We start from the raw sequence: 21,177 nt of genomic DNA on the forward strand, positions 1-21,177 counted from the left end.
ACCGGCGGGGGCGCGCCCCCCCGCGGGGGGGGGGGGGGGGGGGGGGGGGGCCGGGGCGCGGGGGGGGGGGGGGGGGGGGCGCCCCCCCCCCCGCCCCCCCCCCCCCCCGCCAACTGCCGCCCTCACGCTCAGCGGGTAGGGGAGTGCCGAACTCGCGCCGGTGCGTTGTCGGCGGAGTACCGAACTCAGGCCCGGGGCGCCGGTGCCCCGACGGAGCGGCGCGGCGTCGAGTCGCGCAGCACCACCTCGCCGTGCACCGCGGTACGCGTCTGCTCCCCGCGGCCCAGCGCCAGCTCGGTCGCCAGCTCGCCGACCTCGGCCAGCGGGATCCGCACCGTCGTCAGCCCCGGGGACACGTCGCGGAGGGTGTGGATGTCGTCGAACCCGGCCACGGCGACGTCGTCGGGCACGCTCAGGCCCGCGTCGCGGACGGCGGCCATCGCGCCCACCGCCATGACGTCGTTAACGGCGAAGACCAGCTCGGGCAGCCCGTCGACGCCGCCGGACGACGCCGCTCCGGGTGTGGCTGCTTCGGAGGTCGCTGCTCCGGGGGCCGCCGCTCCGGACGACGCCGCTCCCGCTCCGGGTGTTGCTGCTTCGGAGGCCGCTGCTCCGGAGGTCGCTGCTTCGGAGGTCGCTGCTTCGGAGGTCGCTGCTCCGGACGTCGCTGCTTCGGAGGTCGCTGCTCCGGACGTCGCTGCCCCGGAGGTCGTCGACCCGGACGTGTCGGACGGCGCTGCCGCTCCGCCGACGGTCCCGCCGGCGCGCTCGATCAGGTCGCGCATCGCGGAGTACCCGCCGTCGCGCGTGAACGGGCAGGTCAGCACGTCGTCGGGCGCCACGGGGCTGCCCAGCTCGGCCAGTGCCCCGGTGAAGCCGCTCGTCCGGTCGGCCGCCGTGCGGTGGCCCACGGGGCCGGCCAGCACGGCGAACCGGCGGTAGCCGTGGCCGTGCAGGGCACGGGCGAGGTCGGCCGCGCCGTCCGCGTTCGCGATCTCGACCACGGGCAGCCCGCCGATCGGCTGGCCGACCAGCGCCACCCCGCCCCCGGCCTCCTGGAACGCGGTCAGGGCGGCCTCCAGCGCACCACCCTCCGCCGTCGTCCCCTCCGCCGGCTCCAGCCGGCCGCCCGCCAGGATGATCGCGCGCGACCGCTGGCGCCGCGCCAGCTCGACGAAGGCGAGCTCGCGCTCGGAGCTGTGCTCCGTGGACGCGAGCGTGACGATGAGGCCGGCCTGCTCCGCCGCGCGCGCCACGCCGGCGGCGATCGTCGAGAAGTACGGGTCGGCGATGTCGTGCACCACGAGCCCGAGCGCCGTGGTGCGGCCGCGGGCCATGGCCTGTGCGCTGGGGTCGGGCGAGTAGGCGAGGCGGCGTGCGGCCTCCAGGACGCGCTCGCGCAGGTCCTCGCGGACGCTGCGCGTGGCACTCCCGTTGATCGCGCGCGACGCCGTGGCGAGCGAGACGCCGGCCTCGCGGGCGACCTGGCTCAGGGTGACGGGGGCGTCGGACATGAGGTCATCCTGCCGTGTCCGGCCCTCTCATGGTCGCCGAGCGCCCGGCGCGGCCGCGGCACGGCCTGTGGCGAGGGCCGCGGCGAGGGCCCGGGTGGTCGGTAGAACGTCAGATGACCGGCATGACGTCAGATGATCGGCACCCCGAGCTGCCGACCACCTGACATTCCACCGACCACCTGACGTTCTACCGACCACCCCACGCCCGACACCCCGACGCCCGACGCCCGACGCCCGACACCCCGACGCCCGACGCCCCGACCACCCAGCCCCCGGCCCGCAGCACCTCATCCGGGACCCCCGCCGCGCGGGACCTCCGGTCCGCGCCTAGCGTGGGGACGGACGACGGAGGACCGCCATGACCCCACATCAGGACGTCCCGTTCGACCCGGCGCTCGCGGACCTGTACCAGGACCTGCACCGACATCCCGAGCTCGGCTTCCAGGAGCAGCGCACCGCGCGGATCGTCGCCGACCGGCTCACGGCGTCCGGGTTCGAGGTGGCGACGGGCGTCGGAAAGACGGGTGTGGTCGGCGTCCTGCGGAACGGGTCCGGCCCGACGGCGCTGCTCCGCGCCGACATGGACGCCCTGCCGGTCCGGGAGGAGACCGGCCTGGACTACGCCAGCACCGCGACGGCGACGGACGCGGCCGGGAAGACGGTCCCGGTCGACCACGCCTGTGGGCACGACCTGCACACCACGTGCCAGCTGGGCGCGGCCGACGTCCTGGCGCGCGCCCGCGAGAGCTGGGCCGGCACCCTGCTCGTGGTGTTCCAGCCCGCCGAGGAGCTGGGCCAGGGCGCCCAGGCTCTGGTCGACGACGGCCTCTACGACCGCTTCCCGACCCCCGACGTGGTGCTCGGCCAGCACGTGGCGCCGCTGCCGGCGGGCAAGATCGCGGGGCATCCCGGCGCGTCGTACGCGGGCTCCGACTCGCTCCGGGTCCGGCTCGCCGGTCGCGGGGCGCACGGCTCGATGCCCCAGGCGTCGGTCGACCCGATCGTGATGGCGGCCGAGACCGTGCTGCGCCTGCAGACGGTCGTGTCCCGCGAGATCCCGAGCACCGCGACCGCCGTCCTCACCGTGGGCTCGATCCACGCCGGCGACGCCGCCAACGTCATCCCCGGCGAGGCCGAGCTGCAGCTCAACATCCGCAGCTACGACGAGGCGGTGCGGCAGCGGATCCTCGACGCCGTCGAGCGCATCGTGCGCGGCGAGGCGATCACCGCCGGTGCGACCGAGGAGCCCACGATCACCGCGATCGAGCGGTTCCCCGTCGTCGTCAACGACGACGCCGCGCTCGCCCGGACGTTCGCCGCCTTCGGCTCGTGGCTCGGCCCCGAGAACCTGCTCGATCCCGGCGCGGGGGCGGGGAGCGAGGACGTGGGCATCCTGGCGACGAGCGCGGGCGCGCCCCTGTCGTACTGGCTGCTCGGCGGCACCGACCCGGCCCTGTTCACGACGGGCGACATGAGCGACCCCGCGCTCCTGACCGTGCCCTCCAACCACTCCCCGCACTACGCCCCGGTCCCGGACCCGACCCTGCGTCTGGGCGTCACGGCCCTGGTCACGGCGGCCCGCACGTGGCTGCCGACGGCGGCGTGAGGACGGGTGATCGGCAGAATGTCAGGTGATCGGCACCCCGGGGTACCGATCACCTGACGTCCTACCGATCACCCGGGCGGTGCCCGGGACCGGCTACACCCGCGCCATGCGTAAGCCCGCGTCGCGGTGGGTGCGCTCGATGATGCTCGAGTACCCGGCGATCATCCGGACGTGGCTGAACCGGGGCCGGACGGCGGTGCGCGCCGACTCCAGCTCCTCGCGCCGGGCGGCCGCCTCGATCCAGGTCGCGGCGATCTCGTCGGGTTCGAACGACGTCACGAACCCGATCCGCTCGACGATCGACGGTGCGTCGCCCACCGGCGTCGTGACCGGCACGGCGCCGCACATCGAGCCCTCGATGAGGCACAGCGGCGCGGCCTCGCCGAACGTCGAGGTGAGCGCGACGACGTCGGCCGTCGCGTAGACCAGCTCCATGTCGTGCCGCACGCCCAGCAGGTCCAGGCGCGCCAGCAGGTCGGGGCGGTCGCCGAAGATCCGCTCCAGGTCGGCCTGGAGCTCGGGGTTGGCCGCGGTCATGCCGGCGCCGCACATGAGCACCCGGCCCGTGGGCTCGAGCGCCAGGAACAGCCGGGCCGACCGGAGGAACAGCTCGGGGTTCTTCATCTCGTCGTACCGCGCGGCGTAGACCACGACGGTCGCGTCGGCCGGGATCCCGGCCGCGCCCCGCAGGGCGAGCCGGCGCGCGCCCTGGACCGGGCGGAACCGGGCGAGGTTGATGCCGTTGGGCACCACACGCAGCAGCTCGGCGGGCACGCCCGCCGCCCGGTACGCGTCGCGCGTGGACTCCGCGCAGCAGACGACGGCGGCGAGCCGGCCGCGCTCCGCCGCGGTCAGCAGGTCGCCGAGGGCGTCACCCTGGTGCTCCGGGTCGGACCGGTGCAGGCAGGCGATGACGGGGCGCTGCGGGAACGCGTCCTGGTTCACGAGCCGGAGCGGCTGCTCCTTGAGGGACAGGATGACGTGCGAGCCCTCGGCCTGGTGGGCCGCGGCCCGGAGCTCGGCCTCGCTGAACACCCGCGGGTCGTGGTTCGCGTCGGTGCTGCGGCCCAGGGAGCCGATCCGGACGCCCGCGGCGCGCAGCGCGCGGTAGCGGGGGTCGTCCTCCATCCGCTGGAGGGTGGCCTCGCGCCGGACCTCGTGGTGCAGACTCAGCACGGAATGCTGCTGACGACCGCCCTGATGCAGACCGGCGACCACCGTCGAGTGCAGGACACGAGCCCCGCCGCTGAAGAAGCCCTCGTAGAGCGAGAGCACACGCAAGCCGTTGCGCTGGATCACAGACACCACCTCCTGCGCCCAGAGTGAGCCCTACGGATGTGCATTACATGGCAGTTCGGTTACACGAGGATTACGTATCCGAGGACTTCTGCACAAGGAGGTTGCGGATGTCCCGTTCGGCCTGGGCGGGTGATGTTTCGCGGCAGCCCAGCGCCACCCACTGCTCGATCATGGCCGGCTCGGACCGCAGCAGCGAGGTGCCGCGGCGCAGCAGGGTGCCGAGCGGCTTGCGCGCCTCCGCGACGTCGCGCAGGAACCGGAACCAGAAGGTGACCAGGCGCGGCCGCGACAGGCAGATCGCGTCCGCGAGCAGCCCCTCGGCGCGGCACTCCTCGACGAGCTGCGCCGCGAAGATCCCCTCGGCGAGGATGAGCGGGGAGTCGCCGATGTCGAGGCGGCGCATGCCGGTGCGGCGCGACGTCGGGATGTCGTACACCGGGACTTCGGCGCGGCCCTCCGTGGCCAGCTCCTGCAGCGCGGCCAGGGCGCCCTTGCCGTCCCAGCTCGCCGGGCTGTCCCAGTCCACGCTGCCGTACCGCTGCGGCAGGCCGGGGTGGTCGATGTCGAGGTAGAAGTCGTCGAGCTGGACCACCGGCAGGCCGAGCCGCTGCGTGAGCGACGTCTTGCCCGAGCCCGACGGGCCGGTCAGCAGCACCACGCGCGCGCGGGGGCGCCGCGCACCCGGAGGCAGGTCGAAGAGGGCGGGCTCGATCACGGGGTCGGTCACGAGATCCCATTCTCCCGCACCGGACGCCGGGTCGCGGCGGGGCGCGAGGGTTCGGGGCGTGACGCTCCTCCCTTTCGAGGCCCGGCTTTCTTCGCTCTGGGGCAGCTGAAAGCGGAGAAGGCCGGGCCTCAAAGGGGAGGCGTTGCCGGGCCAGGACTGTTCGAGCCCGGACGACGGCGGCCCGCCCCGTCCCGGCCCGGTCAGCCCCGCTGGTACCGGCCCGGCGTCGTGCGCAGCAGCCGGCGGAAGTGCCGGGTCAGGTGCGCCTGGTCGTGGAACCCCGTGGCCACCGCGACGTCGGCCGCGGGCTCGCCGGCCAGCAGCCGCCGTCGGGCCAGGTCCAGACGACGTCCCACCAGGTACCGGTGGGGCGGCAGACCCAGCTCCCGGGTGAACGCGCGGACCAGGTGCGGCACGGTGACGTCCAGCGCGGCGGCGACCTCGGCGAGCCGGACGGGCCGGGTCGGGTCGGCGTCGAGCAGGTCGCGGGCACGCCGCGCGGTGGAGGCGGCGGGCGGCTCGCGCGGCGGCGTCGGGCGGCCGGAGAGGTGCCAGGCCAGACCCTCCGTGACCAGCGCGAGCAGGCTCTCGGCCGCGACGTCCTCGCGCACGGTCAGCGCCCGGTCGAGGCCCGCGAACCGCGTGCGGAGCCGATCGTCCAGGACCAGCGGGGCGTCGACCGCCCGGCCCACCAGGGCGCCGTCGAGCACCGTGGGCTCCAGGTAGACCACGCGCTTGCTGAAGCCCGTCGCGGTGACCGACCGCCCGTCGTGCACCACCCCGGGCGGCAGCACGGTCACCCCGGTGCGCCGGGCGGCGTGCTCGTGCCCGTCCAGGCCGTAGCCGATCAGGCCGCTGTCGACGATCAGCACGGTCCAGGTGTCGTGGGTGTGCGCGGGGTAGGCGTGCTCGTGCCAGGCGGCGTGCAGCACCTCGGCGACGCCGGGCACCTCGGGCCGCCAGGCGCGTACCACGTCCGGGGCAGTTCCGGCGGGGAGATCGGGCGGGCGCACATCAAGAACGTACAAGATTCCCGCCGCCGTCCGCCCGCACCCTGGGGACCATGACCTTCGAACAGCCCAAGATCGTGATCGTGCTGCGGGACGACCTGCTCGCCTGGCAGGAGAACAACGTCACCGCCTTCCTGTCGAGCGCGGTGACCGCCGCCTACCCCGAGCTCGTCGGCGACACCTACCGGGACGCCGACGGCCAGGAGTACCTCGCGATGCTCGGCACCCCGGTCATGGTCATGGTGGCCGACGGCGGCCGGCTCGCGACCTTCCGGGAGCGCGCCGCGACCCGCGGGCTGCGCATCGGCGTCTACACGGCCGACCTGTTCGCCACGGGCAACGACGTCGACAACCGCGCCGCCGTCGCGGCCGTGGCCACCGAGAAGCTCGACCTGGTCGGCCTCGCGGTGGCCGGCGAGCGGCGCGTCGTGGACAAGGTGGTCAAGGGCGCGCGGCTGCACCCCTGAGGGCCCGGGCCGGCGTCGGATGCCGTCAGGACACCAGGGCCACGTGCAGCGTCCGGGGCCCGTGCACGCCCTCGACGCGGTCGAGCTCGATGTCGCTCGTGGCGCTCGGCCCGCTGATCCAGGTCAGCGGCCGGCCGGGTTCGGCGTCGAGCAGGCGCACGGCCTCGGGCACGGTCTGCACCACCTGGTCGGTCCGGACCACGCACACGTGCACGTCGGGGACCAGGGAGATCGCGCGCCGGCCCTGGTCGGGGGCGCCGTCCAGCACGATGGTGCCGGTCTCGGCGACGGCGACCCGCGCGGCCGTCACCACGGCGTCGATCCCGTCCAGCTCGACGGCGGAGATCGGCATGCCCCGCGAGTCGACCCGGACGTCGACGCCGGCCGCCAGCTCGGAGAGCCACACGCGCTCCAGCCCGTCCGGCACGACGACGCTCCGCGCCGCCTCCCGGCCGGTCGGCACAATGTCAGACGATCGGTAGTCCGAGCTGCCGATGACCTGACGTTCTGCCGATCTCTCGGGATCGGGGTTCGGGGCATCCGGCGCCAGCAGCCGCGTGAGCAGCGTTGGCAGCTCCGCTGCCGTGACCCGGTGCACGTGGGCCTTGTAGTCCTCCAGCCGGTCGACCAGCAGGTCCAGCACCTCCGGCGACCCGGCGGCATGCCGGCCCGCGGAACGGTACGCCCGCGGGACCGCCGCGGGCGCCGGCGCAGGAGCACCCAGCGCCGTCCTGATCCGGGACAGGATCTCCGTCCTGGCGTCGCTCATCGGTCGCCCTCCCGCTCTGCCCACCAGTCACGGAACGTCTGCCGCGGCGGCTCCATCAGGTCCCGCGACCGGGTCCAGAGCGAGCCGGGGAACGGCAGCCGCCGGATCACGCCGTGCCGCGAGATCGCCCGCAGCGCCCGGGGCACGCGGGCGGCCCGGCGGAAGCGCGCGCCGTCGGCCATCGCGAAGGACGCCGCCTTCATGGCCGCCTTCCAGACGCGGTCCGCGGCGTCGGGCGAGGGGCCCGCGAGCTCGACCTCGCGGGCCCGGAGCTCGACCAGGATCGACGGGATGTCGATCTTGACGGGGCACACCTGGTAGCACGCGCCGCACAGCGTGGAGGCGTACGGCAGGTCCGACTTCTCGCCGGTGAGCTGCGGGGTGAGGATCGCGCCGATCGGGCCGGGGTAGACCGAGCCGTAGGCGTGCCCGCCCACCCGCTCGTACACGGGGCAGACGTTGAGGCACGCGGAGCAGCGGATGCAGTGCAGGGCCGAGCGTCCGGCCTCGTCGGCGAGCACCCGGGTGCGGCCGTTGTCGAGCAGCACCAGGTGGAACTCCTGGGGCCCGTCTCCCGGCGTCACACCGGTCCACATCGAGGTGTACGGGTTCATCCGCTCGCCCGTCGAGGAACGCGGCAGGAGCTGGAGGAAGACCTCCAGGTCGTCGAACGTGGGCACCAGCTTCTCGATGCCCATCACGGTGATCAGGGTCTCGGGGAGCGTGAGGCACATGCGGCCGTTGCCCTCGGACTCCACCACGGCGAGCGTGCCGCTGTCCGCGACGGCGAAGTTGGCCCCGCTGACCGCGACCTTCGCCGAGAGGAACTTGCGCCGCAGGTGCGCCCGGGCCGCCATCGCGAGCTCGCGCGGCACGTCCGTCAGGTCCGGCGGGGCGTCGGCCATGCGCTCCAGGAAGATGTCGCGGATCTCGGTACGGTTGCGGTGGATCGCGGGCACCAGGATGTGCGACGGCATGTCGTCGGCGAGCTGCACGATCAGCTCCGCCAGGTCGGTCTCGACCGCCGCGATGCCCTCCTCGGCCAGCGCCTCGTTCAGCCCGATCTCCTGGGTGGCCATGGACTTGACCTTGACCACCTCGTCCGTCTCCTTGGCACGCACCAGGCCGGCGACGATCCGGTTGGCCTCCGCGGCGTCCCGAGCCCAGTGCACGACGCCGCCCCGCGCGGTCACGTTGCGCTCGAGCTCCTCCAGGAGCTCGGGGAGCCGGGCCATGACGTCGGTCTTGATCGCGGAGCCGGCGTCGCGCAGGGCCTCCCAGTCCGGCACCTCCCCGACCACGCGTGCCCGCTTGGTGCGGATGGTCCGCGTCGCGTTGCCGAGGTTGCGGCGGAGCTGCTCGTTCTCCAGCGCGGCCTTCGCGGCGTCGGGGAAGGAGGCGCCCCAGTGCAGGGGGTCCTCCGGCCGGCCGACGCCGCCGAGCGTGCCGGGCGCGGCGTCCGGGCTGGGGCCGCGGCCGGCGCGCGTGGCCGGCATGCCGAGAAAGGTGCTCATCGGGCCACCTCCTGGCGGTCGCCGGGGTGCACGGGCGCCTCGCGGGTCGAGGCGAGGATCTCGGCCAGGTGCATGGGCCGCACGCCCGTGCCGCCGCGCGAGAGGCCGCCGCCGATGTGCATCAGGCACGACCAGTCGCCCGCGGTGAGCACCTCGGCACCCGTGCCCACCACGTCCGCGACCTTGTCGTCGAGCATCGCCGCCGACGTGTCCGCGTTCTTCAGCGAGAACGTCCCGCCGAACCCGCAGCAGCCCTCGGCCTGCTCCAGCGCCACGAGCTCCAGACCCTCGACGGCGCGCAGGAGGCGCTCGGGCTTGTCGCCCACGCCGAGCATCCGCAGCGAGTGGCACGTGGGGTGGTAGGTGACCCGGTGCGGGAACCAGGCGCCGACGTCGGTCACGCCGAGCACGTCGACCAGCAGCTCCGAGAGCTCGTAGGTGCGGTCGGCGACTGCCGTCGCCGTGCGCGCCTCGGAGGCCAGCCCCGCGCGCTCCAGGACCATCTTCTGCTGGTGCCGGATCGAGCCCGTGCACGAGCCGGACGGCACCACGACCGCGTCCCACTCGCCGTCCGCCACCGGGGCGAAGGTCCGCACGTGGTTGCGCACCACCGGCACGGCCTCGGCGAGGTAGCCGGTGTTCACGTGCATCTGGCCGCAGCACGCCTGCGCGGCCGGGAACACCACCTCGTGACCCAGGCGCTCCAGGAGCGTGACGACGGCCTTCGGGGCCTGCGGGAACATCGCGTCGGCGATACAGGTGGCGGCCAGGGCGATACGCATGGGCACTCTCCTTCGAGGTCTGTCCACACCATAGCCCACTGTGGACAGACCACTGAAGTAGCATGGCGGCCGTGCGAACCCACGAGCGCGTCCTGGCCCAGATCGAGGCGGGCCTCACCGTGGGCAGGTGGTCCATCGGCGAGCGCCTCCCGGCGGAGCGGGCGCTCGCGGAGGAGCTCGGCGTGTCCCGCCCGTCCGTGCGCGAGGCCATCCGGATCCTGGAGGCGATGGGCATCGTGCGCACCGCGGTCGGCTCCGGCCCCACGGCGGGCGCCACGGTGATCGACCGGCCCGCGGCCGGCCTGGGCGCGGCGGTGCGCCTGCACGTGGCCTCCGGCACCCTCCCCGTGTCCGACGTCGTCCGCACGCGCGTGCTGCTGGAGACCGGGGCTGTGCGCGACGCCGCCGAGGGGCGCTGGGACGAGGCGGACCTGGAGCCCCTGCGCGGGCACCTCGCCGCGATGGCCGAGGCCGGGCTGGGCGTGGCCGACTTCCTGGAGCGCGACCAGGACCTGCACCTCGGGATCGCGCGGCTCGGCGGCAACCAGCTCCTCGAGGCGATCCTGAGCGGCATGCGGGCCGCCGTCGCGTCCTACGTGGCGGCCGGCGCGGAGGCGGTCGAGGACTGGCCGCGCACCGCCGCGCGCCTGTGCGCGGAGCACGAGGGCATCGTCGCCGCCGTCGCGCGGCACGACGCCGCCGGGGCGGAACGCCTCATGCGCGAGCACATCGAGGGCTTCTACCGCGAGACGGGCCTCGGCGGGCGCTGACGCCTCGACGTGTCAGACGCTCAGGCCCCTCGGGGGACCTGAGCGTCTGACACGTCGGTCGCCTTGGTCGCCTGGACCACCGTGCGGCACGGGTCGTGGTCCGGGCCGGTGCCCGTGGCGGCCTGCTCCAGCAGCTCGCGGAGCACCGCGCGCTGCGCCGGCTCCAGTCCGGAGAGCAGCTCGTCCTCCGCGGCGGCCACGCGCGCGTCCATCGCGGCGAGCACCTCCAGCCCGCGCTCCGTCGCGACGATGCGGCGCGCGCGCCGGTCGGCCGGGTCGCGCTGCCGCTCGACCAGCCCGCAGCCCTCGAACGCGTCGAGCAGGTAGGTCATCACCGTCCGGTCGATGCCGAGCGACGCCGCGAGCGCGGCCTGGCTCGGCAGATCGCCGTGCACCACGGCCGTGAGGAGCTGGTAACCGCGCGTGCCCTGCGGCAGGTCGTCGGCGGCGGCGTCGACCCGGGCGCTCCACTCGCGCAGGAGCGCGGCGAGCGACCAGCCGAACAGGGAGTGCTGGCCCGGACGGGTCTGGGTGGGCGCGGTGCTCATGCCCTCATCCTAGGGGAATGTGCGGCGAACCAGAAGAGTTGTGAGTAATATCGTCTGCCAGACAGACGATCTGCCGTGAGGCGCGGCAGGCGCAGAGCGACACGAGGGACACCGCACGCATGACCGACTACGGGCACGACCTGCTCTTCGGCACCTTCATCACCCCGTCCAACGGCGACCCGCAGGTTCCCGTCCGGCTGGCCCAGCTCTCCGAGCAGCTGGGCCTGGACCTGGTCACGTTCCAGGACCACCCGTACCAGCCGTCGTTCCTGGACACCTGGACGCTCCTGTCGTGGGTGGCCGCGCAGACCGAGCGCATCCACCTCTCCGGGAACGTGCTCAACCTGGGCATGCGCCCGCCCGCCCACCTGGCGCGCGCCGCCGCGAGCCTCGACCTGCTCAGCGGCGGCCGCTTCGAGATGGGTGTGGGCACCGGCGGCTTCTGGGACGCGATGGTCGCGATGGGCGCCAGGCGTCTGACGCCCGGAGAGGGCGTCACCGCGCTCGAGGAGGGCATCGAGATCATGCGCGGCATCTGGGACGCCGGGAACCGCACGCCGCTGCGCGTGCCCGGGCAGTTCCACCACGTCGACGGCGCCAAGCGCGGCCCCGCCCCCGCGCACGACATCCCGATCTGGCTCGGTGCCTACAAGAAGCGCATGCTCCGGCTCACCGGCGCCCAGGCCGACGGCTGGCTGCCCTCGCTGCCCTACTTCAAGGACGACGACCTGGCGCGCGGCAACGCGACCATCGACGAGGCGGCCGAGGAGGCCGGGCGCTCGCCGAGCGAGATCCGTCGCCTGCTGAACCTCGGCGGGTCCATTACCGACCGGTCCACCGGCCCGCTGCAGGGCCCGGCCGACCAGTGGGTCGAGGAGCTCACCCTCATGGCGCTGGAGGACGGCGTCAGCGGGTTCATCGCCATGGGCGACGACCCCGACCAGATCCGCGCGTTCGCCCAGGAGGTGGCGCCCGCCGTCCGCGAGGCCGTGGCGGCGGAGCGGCGCTCCGCGGGGACGGCGCCGGCGGCGGCCCGCCGGGGCGCGACGGCGCTGGCCGCGCGCCGCGACGGGATCGACTACGACTCGCTCCCGCCGGAGCTCGCGGCGCACGCCGTCGAGCCGGGCGACCGCGAGTACGGCGCGGTGCGGCACAACTACCTCCGGTCCGGGGCGCCCGGCCTGGTGCTGCGGCCGCAGGGCGTCGACGAGGTCGCGGCCGGGCTGGCCTGGGTGCAGAAGCAGGACGTCGAGTTCGCCGTCCGCTCCGCGGGGCACGGCATCTCGGGCCGCTCCACGAACGACGGCGGCGTGGTGCTCAGCCTGAGCCGGATGCGCTCCGTCGAGGTGGTCGACGAGGCCACGCGCCGGGTGCGGATCGGCGCCGGGGCCACCTGGGGCGAGGTCGCGGAGGTCCTGGCCCCGCGCGGCTGGGCCATCACGTCGGGCGACTACGGCGGCGTGGGCGTGGGCGGGCTCGCCACCACCGGCGGCATCGGGTTCCTGGGCCGGCTCCAGGGCCTGACCGTCGACCACGTGGTGGCCGCGGAGGTCGTCACGGCCGACGGGCGGGTGCTGCACGCGTCCCGCGACGAGCACCCGGACCTGTTCTGGGCGCTGCGCGGCGCGGGCGGCAACATGGGTGTGGTCACCTGGCTGGAGATCGAGGCCGGCGCCGTCGGCGACGTGGTCTTCTCCCAGATGACGCTGGACGCCTCCGACACCGCCGGCCTGCTGGAGCGGTGGGGCGCCACGGTCGAGGCGGCGCCGCGCGGGCTCACGTCCTTCATGATCCTGGGTGGCGGACGGCGCGGGCAGACGCCGATGGCGCAGCTCCTGACCGTCTTCGCGGCCGAGGGCGCCGACGCCGACCCGGACGAGGCGATCGCCCAGCTCGAGCTGCTGGCCGACGCCGGCCCGCTGCTGGGCCACCAGGCGCAGCTCCTGCCGTACTCGGGCGTGGTGCGCAAGGAGGACGCCCACCACTCCGGCGGCGGCGACCCGTCGGCGCGGTCCGGCCTGCTGACGCACCTCGACCAGGGCACGAGCCGGGCGGTCGAACGCCTGCTGGGCACCGGGGAGTCGTACTTCACGTCGATCCGGGCCACGGGCGGCGCGGGGAACGACGTCGCCCCGGACGCGACGGCGTACGCGCACCGGCACCAGAACTTCGCGCTCTCGGCCCTGGGCTCGAACCAGGACCGGCTCAACCAGGCGTGGGACGCCGAGATCGGGTCCGTGATGGACGGCTCGTACCTGTCCTTCGACACCGACAGCCGGCCCGAGCGGCTGCTGGAGGCGTTCCCGGAGCCGACGTTCACGCGGCTGCGGGAGGTCAAGGCGGTCTACGATCCGTCGAACGTGTTCCGGACGAACTTCCCGATCCCGCCGGCCGACCCGGCCGAGGGCGCCTCGGGGAGCGATGCCTGACAGGTCCGCCTTGTGACGCCCGGTTGTGGATAACTTCACCTGCGTGTGGGTGAGAACCCGTAGGTTCGATCGCGTCCGGTGCCGCCGGACGCGATCTCACCGTCGAACCACCACCGCAGGGGTACCCATGAACCTTGTCGCCGCCTCGCGCCTCGCGCGTGACCTGATGGACCAGCACGGGCTGAAGGCCTGGACGTTCGAGTTCGACGACGCCGTCCGGCGCGCCGGGATGTGCAGCTACGGCAAACGCCGCATCAGCCTGTCCGCGCCGCTCACCCGCATCCACGACGAGCGGGAGGTGCGGGACACGATCCTGCACGAGGTGGCGCACGCGCTCGCGGGCCCCAAGGCGAAGCACGGCGCGGCGTGGCGCGAGGTGGCGGTGCGGATCGGGTGCTCGGGGCTGCGCTGCGTGGACCCGTCGGCGCCGTCGATCGACGGGCCGTGGGTGGGCACGTGCCCGTCCGGCCACCGGAGCACCCGGTTCCGGCGGCCGCCGGGCATCATGTCCTGCCGCTCGTGCGCTCCGCGGTTCGCCCTGGCCAACCTCATCGCGTGGACCTACAAGGGGCGCAACGCGGCGATGGGGGAGCGGTACGACTCCCAGCTCCGTGGGGCCTTCCGCGAGGTGGGCGAGGTGCCGGCCGCCGGACCCGGCGCCGAGGAGCGCGTGGCCCGGGCGGCGCGGGCGCTGGCCGCCGGGACCGTCATGGAGCCGTTCGACCTCGGCGCGCTACGTTGACCTCATGGCTACCGCTCTCACGCTCCCGTCCGGCGCCGCCGGCTCCCGCATCGTCGGCCTGGGGCACCACCAGCCACCGCAGACGCTGACGAACGACGACATCGCCCAGCGGGTCGAGACCAACGACGAGTGGATCCGGTCGCGCACCGGCATCGTCACGCGGCACGTGGCGGCCGACGACGTCACCGTCGCGCAGATGGCGACCGCCGCGGCGGAGCACGCGCTGGCCGACGCCGGCCTGACCGCCGACGCCGTCGACCTGGTGATCGTCGCGACCGCCACCAACGACGACCGGTCGCCCAACACGGCCGGCCGGGTGGCCTACGCGCTGCACACGGGTGTGCAGCCCGGCGCCTCCACGCCGGAGGGCGAGGAGGCGCCGGACCTGCGCGGCGTGGTGGGTCCGGCCGCGCTGGACCTCAACGTGGCGTGCTCCGGGTTCGCGCACGGGGTCGGCGTGGCCGACCAGGCGATCCGCACCGGGTCGGCGCGCACGGCGCTCGTGATCGGCGCGGAGAAGCTCACCGCGTACACCGACTGGACCGACCGCTCGACGTGCATCCTCACGGCGGACGGCGCCGGGGCGGCGGTGCTGCAGGCGGCCGACGCCCCCGCCGTCGGACCCGTGGTGTGGGGCACCGAGCCGGAGCTCACGCCCGCGGTGCGCATCGAGGCGCCCGACGTGAAGTTCCAGCAGGACGGCCGCTCGGTGTTCAAGTGGGCCATCACGCGCGCCGCGGACCGGGCGCGGGACGTCGTGGCGGCGTCCGGCCTGAGCCTCGACGACATCGAGGTGCTCGTGGCGCACCAGGCCAACCTTCGGATCATCGAGCCGCTGGCCAAGGCGCTCGGCCTGGAGGGCAAGGTCGTCGTCACGGACATCACGGAGTCGGGCAACACGTCCGCTGCGTCGATCCCGCTGGGGCTGTCCAAGTGGTGGCACGCGGGCAAGATCCCGGCGGGCGCGCCCGCGCTGCTGTTCGGGTTCGGCGGCGGGTTCGCGTGGGCCGGCCAGGTGGTGCTCACGCCGGAGCGGTGACCGGGCGGGGGCATGGACAGCGCTTTCCCGGCGTCGTATCGTTTCCATCCCGTCCACCCGACGTCGACGACGACCGAAGGAGCTCTCCACCGATGCCCGAGCCGACCACCGAGCCGATCACCGGACCGACCCACGAGCCCGCGCCGCCGTCGGGACCGCTGCCCGAGGGGCGCCGCCGCTACGCGGTGGTCGGGACGGGGCACCGCGCGTCCATGTACGTCGACGCCCTGATCGGCACCCACGCGCCCGACGGCGAGATCGTCGCCTGGGTGGAGCCCAACCCGGTGCGCGCCGCGGCGTACGAGGCGCGCGTCGCGGCCGCGTTCGGCGGCGTCCGCCCCGTGTACGGGCCGGACGACCTCGAGAAGGCGATCGCGGAGCAGTCCGTGGACCGCGTGATCGTCACGTCGGTCGACCGCACGCACGGCGACCTCGTCACCCGCGCCCTGCGGGCCGGGGCCGACGTGGTCGTGGAGAAGCCCATCGCCGCGCACCCCGACCAGGCCCGGCAGATCGTCGACGCGGTGGCCGAGACGGGCCGCGACCTCGTCACGACGTTCAACTACCGCTACTCGCCCCGCAACAGCGCGCTGCGCGAGGTGATCGCGAGCGGCGAGATCGGGCGGGTGCTGTCGGTCCACTTCGACTGGGCGCTGGACACCGTGCACGGCGCCGACTACTTCCGCCGCTGGCACCGCGAGAAGGTGAACAACGGCGGCCTGCTGGTGCACAAGTCGAGCCACCACTTCGACCTGGTCAACTGGTGGATCGACGGCGTGCCGCAGCGCGTCTTCGCCACGGGCGGGCGGCGCTTCTACGGCGACGACGGCGCGCACGAGTCCGGCTACGAGCCCACGGCCGGCGAGCGCGCCCTGAACGAGCGCGGCATCGACCCGTGGCAGCTCTCCGTGGCGGACAACGAGTGGCTGTCCACCCTCTACGGGCCCGAGGCCCAGGCGGTGGACGGCTACGTGCGCAACCGCTCGGTGTTCGACGCGGGCATCACCACGGAGGACACGCTCGGTCTGGTCGTCGAGTACGAGGGCGGCGCGCTGCTCACCTACTCGCTCACCGCGCACTCGCCCTGGGAGGGCTACCGCGTGGTGGTCAACGGCACGCGCGGCCGGGCGGAGCTGGAGGTCACCGAGCGCGGCTCGGTGGAGTTCGGCGACAAGGCCGCGATCCTCGACCCGAGCGCGACCGAGGTGTTCGAGGAGGACCTGGTGCGGCCCATCGGCGAGCGGCTCGTGGTGCAGCGGCACTGGGAGCGCGCGGAGGAGCGGCCGATCGTGCGCGGCGGCGGCGGGCACGGCGGCGGCGACGCGCTGCTGCTGGCCGACGTCTTCAAGCCGTCGGCCGAGCCTGATCCGCTGGCCCGCGCGGCCGGCTACGTCGACGGCGTCCGCGCGTCCTCGGTCGGCTACGCGGGCAACCGCTCGCTGGAGACGGGCGCCCCGGTCCCGGTCAAGGACCTCAACCTGGGCATCTGACGCCCCGTCAGGCGGTCTCCCCTTCCCTTTGAGGCCCGGGTTTCTTCGCTTTGACGCCCGTCAAAGCGAAGAAACCCGGGCCTCAAAGGGAAGAGGCGTCACACCAGCAGCGCGCCGATCACGACCAGCACCGGCACGCACAGCGCCGTCGTCCAGACGGTCGCGCGCGCCGCGACGCCGTCGAACACGCCGTACCGGGTCGCGTAGGTCGTCACGTTCACCGCCGTCGGCAGCGCGGCCATCGTCACCACGAGGGCCAGCGCGGGGGCGTCCAGCCTCACCGCCGACCCGAGCGCCCACGCCGCGAGCGGGTGCAGCAGGTTGCGCACCAGCACGGCGATCGTGATCACCCAGCCCACGAGCCGGCGGCCCCGCCCGGCGGTCACGCCGAGGTCGGCGTCCGCGGCCGGCAGGGGGACGGCGAGCGTCATGCCGAACGTGAGCAGGCCCAGCGGCGGCGCCGCGGCGCCGATCAGGTCGAACGGGAGCAGCACGACGTCGGGCAGCCGCGCGCCGGTCAGCTCGGCCGCCACCGCGACCAGCAGGCCCGCGACCGTGCCGAGCGTGATCGGGTTCCGGAACGCCGCGAGGAACACCTGCCCCATCGACCGCCAGCCCGACCGGGCGCGAGCCCCGCCGTCGGCCGACGCCGTCGCCCGGTCGAGCGCCGAGAGGGTCAGCGGCGCCAGCACCAGGAGCTGGAACAGCAGCGTGGGCACGACGGCGAGGGCGTCGTCGAAGAGGTAGACCGCCAGCGGAAGCCCGATGTTGCCGCCGTTGACGTAGACGGCGGCGAGCGTCGTGACGGCGGCGGGGCCCGCGGGCAGGCGCAGCAGCCACCGCGCGGCCGCGGCCGTCGCCAGTCCGAGCACCGCCGTCGTCACCCACGTGACCAGCGCGCCACGCGAGAGCACGTGCGCCAGGTCCGTCGAGGCCAACGTGCTGAACATCAGGGCCGGCGCGCAGATCGTGAACGACAGCGTCGCCAGCGTCTGCCGGGCGCCGGCCCCGCCGTCACCCGCCGCGGCCCGGGCGACCCCGCGGGGGAGTCCGCGGCCGGCCAGCAGGCCGGTCCGCTGGATCACCCAGCCGAGCGCGACCACGCAGGCCATGGAACCGATGGCAGTCAGGACGGGCAGCACCCGAGCACCATGTCACGCACTCCGGTTCTACCTCGCGAGTGTCCACGGGGCGCCGAGCTCCGTGAACGTGCGCTGCTCGCGCGCGGCGCGCTCGCACCACGCGGCGACGTCGTGCACCACCGGGTGCCGCGCGTCGCCCTCGGGATTTCCCTGCCCGACGCCGCCGGGCCCGCCCGGTCCGCCCGCGACCGGCGCCACGCCGTCCACCCAGTCCACGAACGCGTCGCCGATCGGTGCCGGGTCCGGCGCGGTCCGCACGGCCTCCAGCACCCGCATGAACGCGCCGGTGTCCCGCACGTCGCACAGGAGCCGCTCTCCCGTGCCGGCCCTGACCCGCAGCAGGTTCTCCAGCAGGCCGGTGCGTTCGTACCGCTTCTCGGCGACCACGCGCCCGGTGCGCAGCCGCACCAGGTCGTGCTCGTACCCGAGCTCGATCTCGCCCTCGGTGCCCTGCACGATCACGCGCGCCGGGGTGCGCTCCGCCGCGCACAGCGTGAGGCCGAAACCGTAGCGGGTCCCGTCGGTGCCGACGGCGCGCAAGGACGAGGTGTCGTCGGCCTCGATGGGGTTGGCGCGCCACAGGTCGGTGTTCACGTACGCGAGGTCCGCGGCGGTCCGGGCGCCGCCCACCCACAGGGCGGTGGCCACGGCGTGCGCCAGCGGGTTGGTCACCACGCCGTCCACCACCGCGCGGTCGCCCATGCGCCGCCGCCCCGCCCACGGCGAGCGCGCCCAGTAGGCGGCGGTCCGCACCCAGGTGCCGACGGCGCCGATGCCGGTCACCTGGCCCACCTCACCACGCGCGACCATGTCGGCGACGGCGGGCAGCGCGTGCGACCCGAAGGTCTGGAACCCGACCTGGCACAGCCGTCCGGTCCGTTCCACCACGGCGACCAGGTCGGCGTGCTCCGCCAGGGACGCCGTGGTCGGCTTCTCCAGCAGCACGTCGATCCCCGCCTCCAGCGCGGCGCGCGCGAGCGGCAGGTGCGTGTGGATGGGCGTCGCGAGCACCAGGACGTCGGGCAGCGCGTCGGCGTCGGCGGACAGCAGGTCGCCCAGGCTCGCGAACCACGGGGCCGGCTCGTCGTCGGGCTCCCGCGGGTCGACGACGGCGCTCAGCCGCGCCAGCCCTCGTTCCTCCAGGTCCGCGACCGCCCGCAGGTGCGAGCCGCCGTGGCCGTGGATGCCGACCACGGCCACCTGGGGCAGGCTCACCGCCGGCCGCCGTCGGTCAGGTCGGCGGCCAGGGCCTCGGCCGCGGCGGCCGTGAGCTCGGTGTCCAGCAGCACGGCCACGAGGTCGAGCTGCACGGAGCCGCCGTCGGGCACGAGCAGGGGCGTGTCCCAGGCCAGGGCGGGGCAGGCGCCGGGGTACTCGGCCGAACGCAGGAACCACGGCCGTACCTCGCCCGGCTGCACCAGCAGGAGGGTCGTGGACCGGCCGCCGTGCTGCTGCACGAACGCCACCCAGGGCGAGGTGCTGCCGTGCGCCCGGTTCTCGCCCGTGCCCGCCGCGGAGAGCACAGTGGCGCTCTCCGCGATCGGCAGGCGCCAGAACAGGCCGCCGTACCCCGCGCCCGGCCGCCCGTTCGTCGCGGGCGAGCGGATCTCCAGCGGGCCGTGGTCCGCGTGCAGGGTGGAGCGCCAGTCGAGCACCCAGCCCGGGGCGGCGTCGGCCCCGGGCGCCAGCGGGAGCAGACGCGCGGAGACCCGGCGCTCCTCGCGGAGCTGCGGCTCGCCGTGCTCGTCGGACCACAGCACGTCCTCGACGAGGGTCTCGCCGGCCGAACCGACAGCGCCGACGGCACCGGGAGCACCCGGCTCCACGCGGATCCCGGACGACGTCTGCCGGCCGTGGTTCTTCAGCAGCGTGGGGCCCACGTCCTCGATGAAGGTACGGCCGCCCCAGTGGCTCGTGCCGTTCACGTCGGGCACGGCGATGCCGACGCCGTAGTGGTGGCGGTGGTCCACGGGGCTCACGTCCGTGAGCGGCACCCCCGCGAGGGTGTGCACGGGGTGCAGGTAGGGCCGGCGGGCGTGCACCTTCGGCATGCGGTCGCCCGCGTCCCGGCGTACCAGCTCCAGACCGTCGCCGCAGGTCAGCACGACGGCGTCGGCCGACGGATCGGCGGGCACGGACCAGACCGGCGTGGCGGTCGGGGGCACGGTGGGCACCTCCTCCGGCTGCCCGACGACGAGGTCGTCGTCCGTGATGTGCACCCGTTCCGGGCCCTGGGGCACGGGTCCGGTGCTCCCGCGCACCTCCAGGCTGGGTGTGAACCGTGCAGAGCGTGCGGGGTGGGCGTCGTCGTCGATCACGGCGTGCAGCTCCCTCCAGGCGTGGCGGCCGAGCTCGGCCTGCGGCACCGCGACCGTCGTCAGCGCGGGTGTGGCGTAGCGGGACAGTTCGATGTCGTCGAAGCCGGCCACCGAGATGTCGGCGGGCACGGCCACCCCGGCCTCGTTCAGGCCTGCGAGCAGGCCGAACGCGACGAGGTCGTTGAAGGCCAGCGCCGCGGTGGCGCGGGTGGCGAGGACGGCGGGCGCGGCGGCGTGACCCGCCTGGATGTCCGGTCCGGCGGGCAGGTCGAGGATCTCCAGGTCGGCGTGCCGCTGCCGGGCGCGGGCCAGGCCGGCCCGGCGCAGCCCGTCGGACGCGCTGCGCACGGGTCCGCCCAGGTAGACCAGGCGGCGGTGGCCGAGCGCCACGAGGTGCTCCACCACCTGCACGGCGCCGTCCTCGTAGTCCACGACCAGGCTGGGCGCCGTCCCGCCGGTCTCGCGGTTGACCAGCACCACGGGCTCGACGTCGGCGATGAGCGCGCTGAGCTCGGCGTCCCCGATGCGAGGCGAGACGAGTACCAGCGCGTCGCACCGCATGCGCGCCTCCAGGGCGATGGCGCCCTCCTGCTGGTCGTCCTCGACCGTGTCCGCGACCAGCACGCGGTAGCCGTCCTCGGCGGCGCCGTCCATGACGCCGCGCAGGATCTGCTGGAACACGGGGTTGCCGAGGTCCGGCACCACGAGCGCCACGGTCTGCGTGCGGCCGAGCGCCAGGCTGCGCGCCGCGTTGCTCGGCCGGTAGCTGAGCTCCGCCGCGACGCCGCGCACGCGCTCGGCGATCGCGGCGTCGACCGTGCTGCGCCCGTTCATCACGCGGGACACGGTCGCCCGGGAGACCCCCGCCGCCGCCGCGACGTCGCCGATCGTGGCGACCGCACGGCGCTGACCTGCGCCTCGAACGCTGCCGCTGCCCATGTGCTCTCCGTCCGTGACCTTCTCCGACCGGATCGCGCGTGGCGCGCGCCCTCGTCGGCGTGGCCCCCGCGT

18 protein-coding genes are annotated in these 21,177 nt (G+C 74.8%); 7 read left to right on the top strand and 11 right to left on the bottom strand.

Annotated elements, in window-relative coordinates; genetic code table 11:
* Positions 1–185: 185 nt before the first annotated feature.
* Positions 186–1,514, bottom strand: a complete 1,329-nt coding sequence (locus ACH45N_RS03645) for a LacI family DNA-binding transcriptional regulator (protein WP_397391250.1) — start codon at positions 1,512–1,514, stop codon at positions 186–188.
* Positions 1,515–1,872: 358 nt separating this feature from the next.
* Here ACH45N_RS03645 and ACH45N_RS03650 point away from each other — a divergent pair, with 358 nt between their 5' ends.
* Positions 1,873–3,120: an amidohydrolase gene (locus ACH45N_RS03650; RefSeq protein ID WP_397391252.1), complete on the top strand. Its 1,248-nt coding sequence runs from the start codon at positions 1,873–1,875 to the stop codon at positions 3,118–3,120.
* Positions 3,121–3,213: 93 nt separating this feature from the next.
* Here ACH45N_RS03650 and ACH45N_RS03655 read toward each other — a convergent pair whose 3' ends face one another.
* The 3 genes from ACH45N_RS03655 to ACH45N_RS03665 all read right to left on the bottom strand — a co-directional run bounded on the left by ACH45N_RS03655 (position 3,214) and on the right by ACH45N_RS03665 (position 6,159).
* Complete coding sequence (locus tag ACH45N_RS03655; protein ID WP_397391254.1) at positions 3,214–4,419, bottom strand: glycosyltransferase; 1,206 nt, start codon at positions 4,417–4,419, stop codon at positions 3,214–3,216.
* Between the two features lie 70 nt (positions 4,420–4,489).
* Positions 4,490–5,146, bottom strand: a complete 657-nt coding sequence (locus ACH45N_RS03660; protein WP_397391256.1) for a uridine kinase — start codon at positions 5,144–5,146, stop codon at positions 4,490–4,492.
* A gap of 200 nt (positions 5,147–5,346) precedes the next feature.
* Positions 5,347–6,159 (bottom strand): AraC family transcriptional regulator, encoded by an 813-nt coding sequence (locus ACH45N_RS03665; protein WP_397391258.1) that lies wholly within the window; start codon positions 6,157–6,159, stop codon positions 5,347–5,349.
* Between the two features lie 50 nt (positions 6,160–6,209).
* On the opposite strand from ACH45N_RS03665, the gene ACH45N_RS03670 reads away from it, so the two are divergent.
* On the top strand, positions 6,210–6,623 hold the full coding sequence (locus ACH45N_RS03670; protein WP_397391260.1) for a DUF2000 family protein: 414 nt from the start codon (positions 6,210–6,212) through the stop codon (positions 6,621–6,623).
* A gap of 25 nt (positions 6,624–6,648) precedes the next feature.
* Here the strand turns inward: ACH45N_RS03670 and ACH45N_RS03675 are convergent, their stop codons facing one another.
* Genes ACH45N_RS03675 through ACH45N_RS03685 form a run of 3 tightly spaced genes read right to left on the bottom strand, consistent with a single transcriptional unit; the run spans position 6,649 to position 9,688 of the window.
* On the bottom strand, positions 6,649–7,392 hold the full coding sequence (locus ACH45N_RS03675) for a lactate utilization protein C (RefSeq protein ID WP_397391262.1): 744 nt from the start codon (positions 7,390–7,392) through the stop codon (positions 6,649–6,651).
* Positions 7,389–8,906, bottom strand: a complete 1,518-nt coding sequence (locus ACH45N_RS03680; RefSeq protein WP_397391264.1) for a LutB/LldF family L-lactate oxidation iron-sulfur protein — start codon at positions 8,904–8,906, stop codon at positions 7,389–7,391. Before ACH45N_RS03680 ends, ACH45N_RS03675 begins: the two co-directional genes overlap by 4 nt.
* Positions 8,903–9,688 carry a (Fe-S)-binding protein gene (locus ACH45N_RS03685; RefSeq protein ID WP_397391266.1) on the bottom strand — a complete coding sequence of 262 codons (786 nt, stop codon included), beginning with the start codon at positions 9,686–9,688 and terminating at the stop codon, positions 8,903–8,905. The genes ACH45N_RS03680 and ACH45N_RS03685 overlap by 4 nt, the downstream gene beginning before the upstream one ends.
* A 71-nt stretch (positions 9,689–9,759) precedes the next feature.
* Between ACH45N_RS03685 and ACH45N_RS03690 the strand changes: the two genes are divergently transcribed.
* Positions 9,760–10,458 (top strand): FadR/GntR family transcriptional regulator, encoded by a 699-nt coding sequence (locus ACH45N_RS03690; RefSeq protein WP_397391268.1) that lies wholly within the window; start codon positions 9,760–9,762, stop codon positions 10,456–10,458.
* Between the two features lie 20 nt (positions 10,459–10,478).
* On the opposite strand, the gene ACH45N_RS03695 is transcribed toward ACH45N_RS03690, so the two are convergent.
* On the bottom strand, positions 10,479–11,006 hold the full coding sequence (locus ACH45N_RS03695; protein WP_397391270.1) for a MarR family winged helix-turn-helix transcriptional regulator: 528 nt from the start codon (positions 11,004–11,006) through the stop codon (positions 10,479–10,481).
* A gap of 119 nt (positions 11,007–11,125) precedes the next feature.
* On the opposite strand from ACH45N_RS03695, the gene ACH45N_RS03700 reads away from it, so the two are divergent.
* From ACH45N_RS03700 to ACH45N_RS03715, 4 genes are all read left to right on the top strand, one after another.
* Positions 11,126–13,435: an LLM class flavin-dependent oxidoreductase gene (locus tag ACH45N_RS03700; RefSeq protein WP_397391272.1), complete on the top strand. Its 2,310-nt coding sequence runs from the start codon at positions 11,126–11,128 to the stop codon at positions 13,433–13,435.
* Between the two features lie 127 nt (positions 13,436–13,562).
* The gene (locus ACH45N_RS03705) at positions 13,563–14,177 is read left to right on the top strand and encodes a SprT-like domain-containing protein (RefSeq protein ID WP_397391274.1); all 615 of its coding nucleotides are present in this window, start codon (positions 13,563–13,565) and stop codon (positions 14,175–14,177) included.
* Between the two features lie 4 nt (positions 14,178–14,181).
* A complete protein-coding gene (locus ACH45N_RS03710; RefSeq protein WP_397391276.1) occupies positions 14,182–15,216 on the top strand; it encodes a 3-oxoacyl-[acyl-carrier-protein] synthase III C-terminal domain-containing protein in 1,035 nt (344 codons plus the stop codon).
* 92 nt (positions 15,217–15,308) lie between these two features.
* A complete protein-coding gene (locus ACH45N_RS03715; protein WP_397391278.1) occupies positions 15,309–16,706 on the top strand; it encodes a Gfo/Idh/MocA family protein in 1,398 nt (465 codons plus the stop codon).
* A 98-nt stretch (positions 16,707–16,804) separates the two neighbouring features.
* On the opposite strand, the gene ACH45N_RS03720 is transcribed toward ACH45N_RS03715, so the two are convergent.
* Genes ACH45N_RS03720 through ACH45N_RS03730 form a run of 3 tightly spaced genes read right to left on the bottom strand, consistent with a single transcriptional unit; the run spans position 16,805 to position 21,105 of the window.
* On the bottom strand, positions 16,805–17,848 hold the full coding sequence (locus tag ACH45N_RS03720) for an AEC family transporter (protein WP_397391280.1): 1,044 nt from the start codon (positions 17,846–17,848) through the stop codon (positions 16,805–16,807).
* Positions 17,849–17,875: 27 nt separating this feature from the next.
* Positions 17,876–19,063: a Gfo/Idh/MocA family protein gene (locus ACH45N_RS03725; protein WP_397391282.1), complete on the bottom strand. Its 1,188-nt coding sequence runs from the start codon at positions 19,061–19,063 to the stop codon at positions 17,876–17,878.
* Complete coding sequence (locus ACH45N_RS03730; RefSeq protein ID WP_397391284.1) at positions 19,060–21,105, bottom strand: DUF6807 family protein; 2,046 nt, start codon at positions 21,103–21,105, stop codon at positions 19,060–19,062. Before ACH45N_RS03730 ends, ACH45N_RS03725 begins: the two co-directional genes overlap by 4 nt.
* Positions 21,106–21,177 lie beyond the last annotated feature (72 nt).

The sequence above is a fragment of the Promicromonospora sp. NPDC019610 genome, from assembly GCF_044389365.1.
In the GTDB taxonomy this organism is placed as follows: Bacteria; Actinomycetota; Actinomycetes; order Actinomycetales; family Cellulomonadaceae; genus Promicromonospora.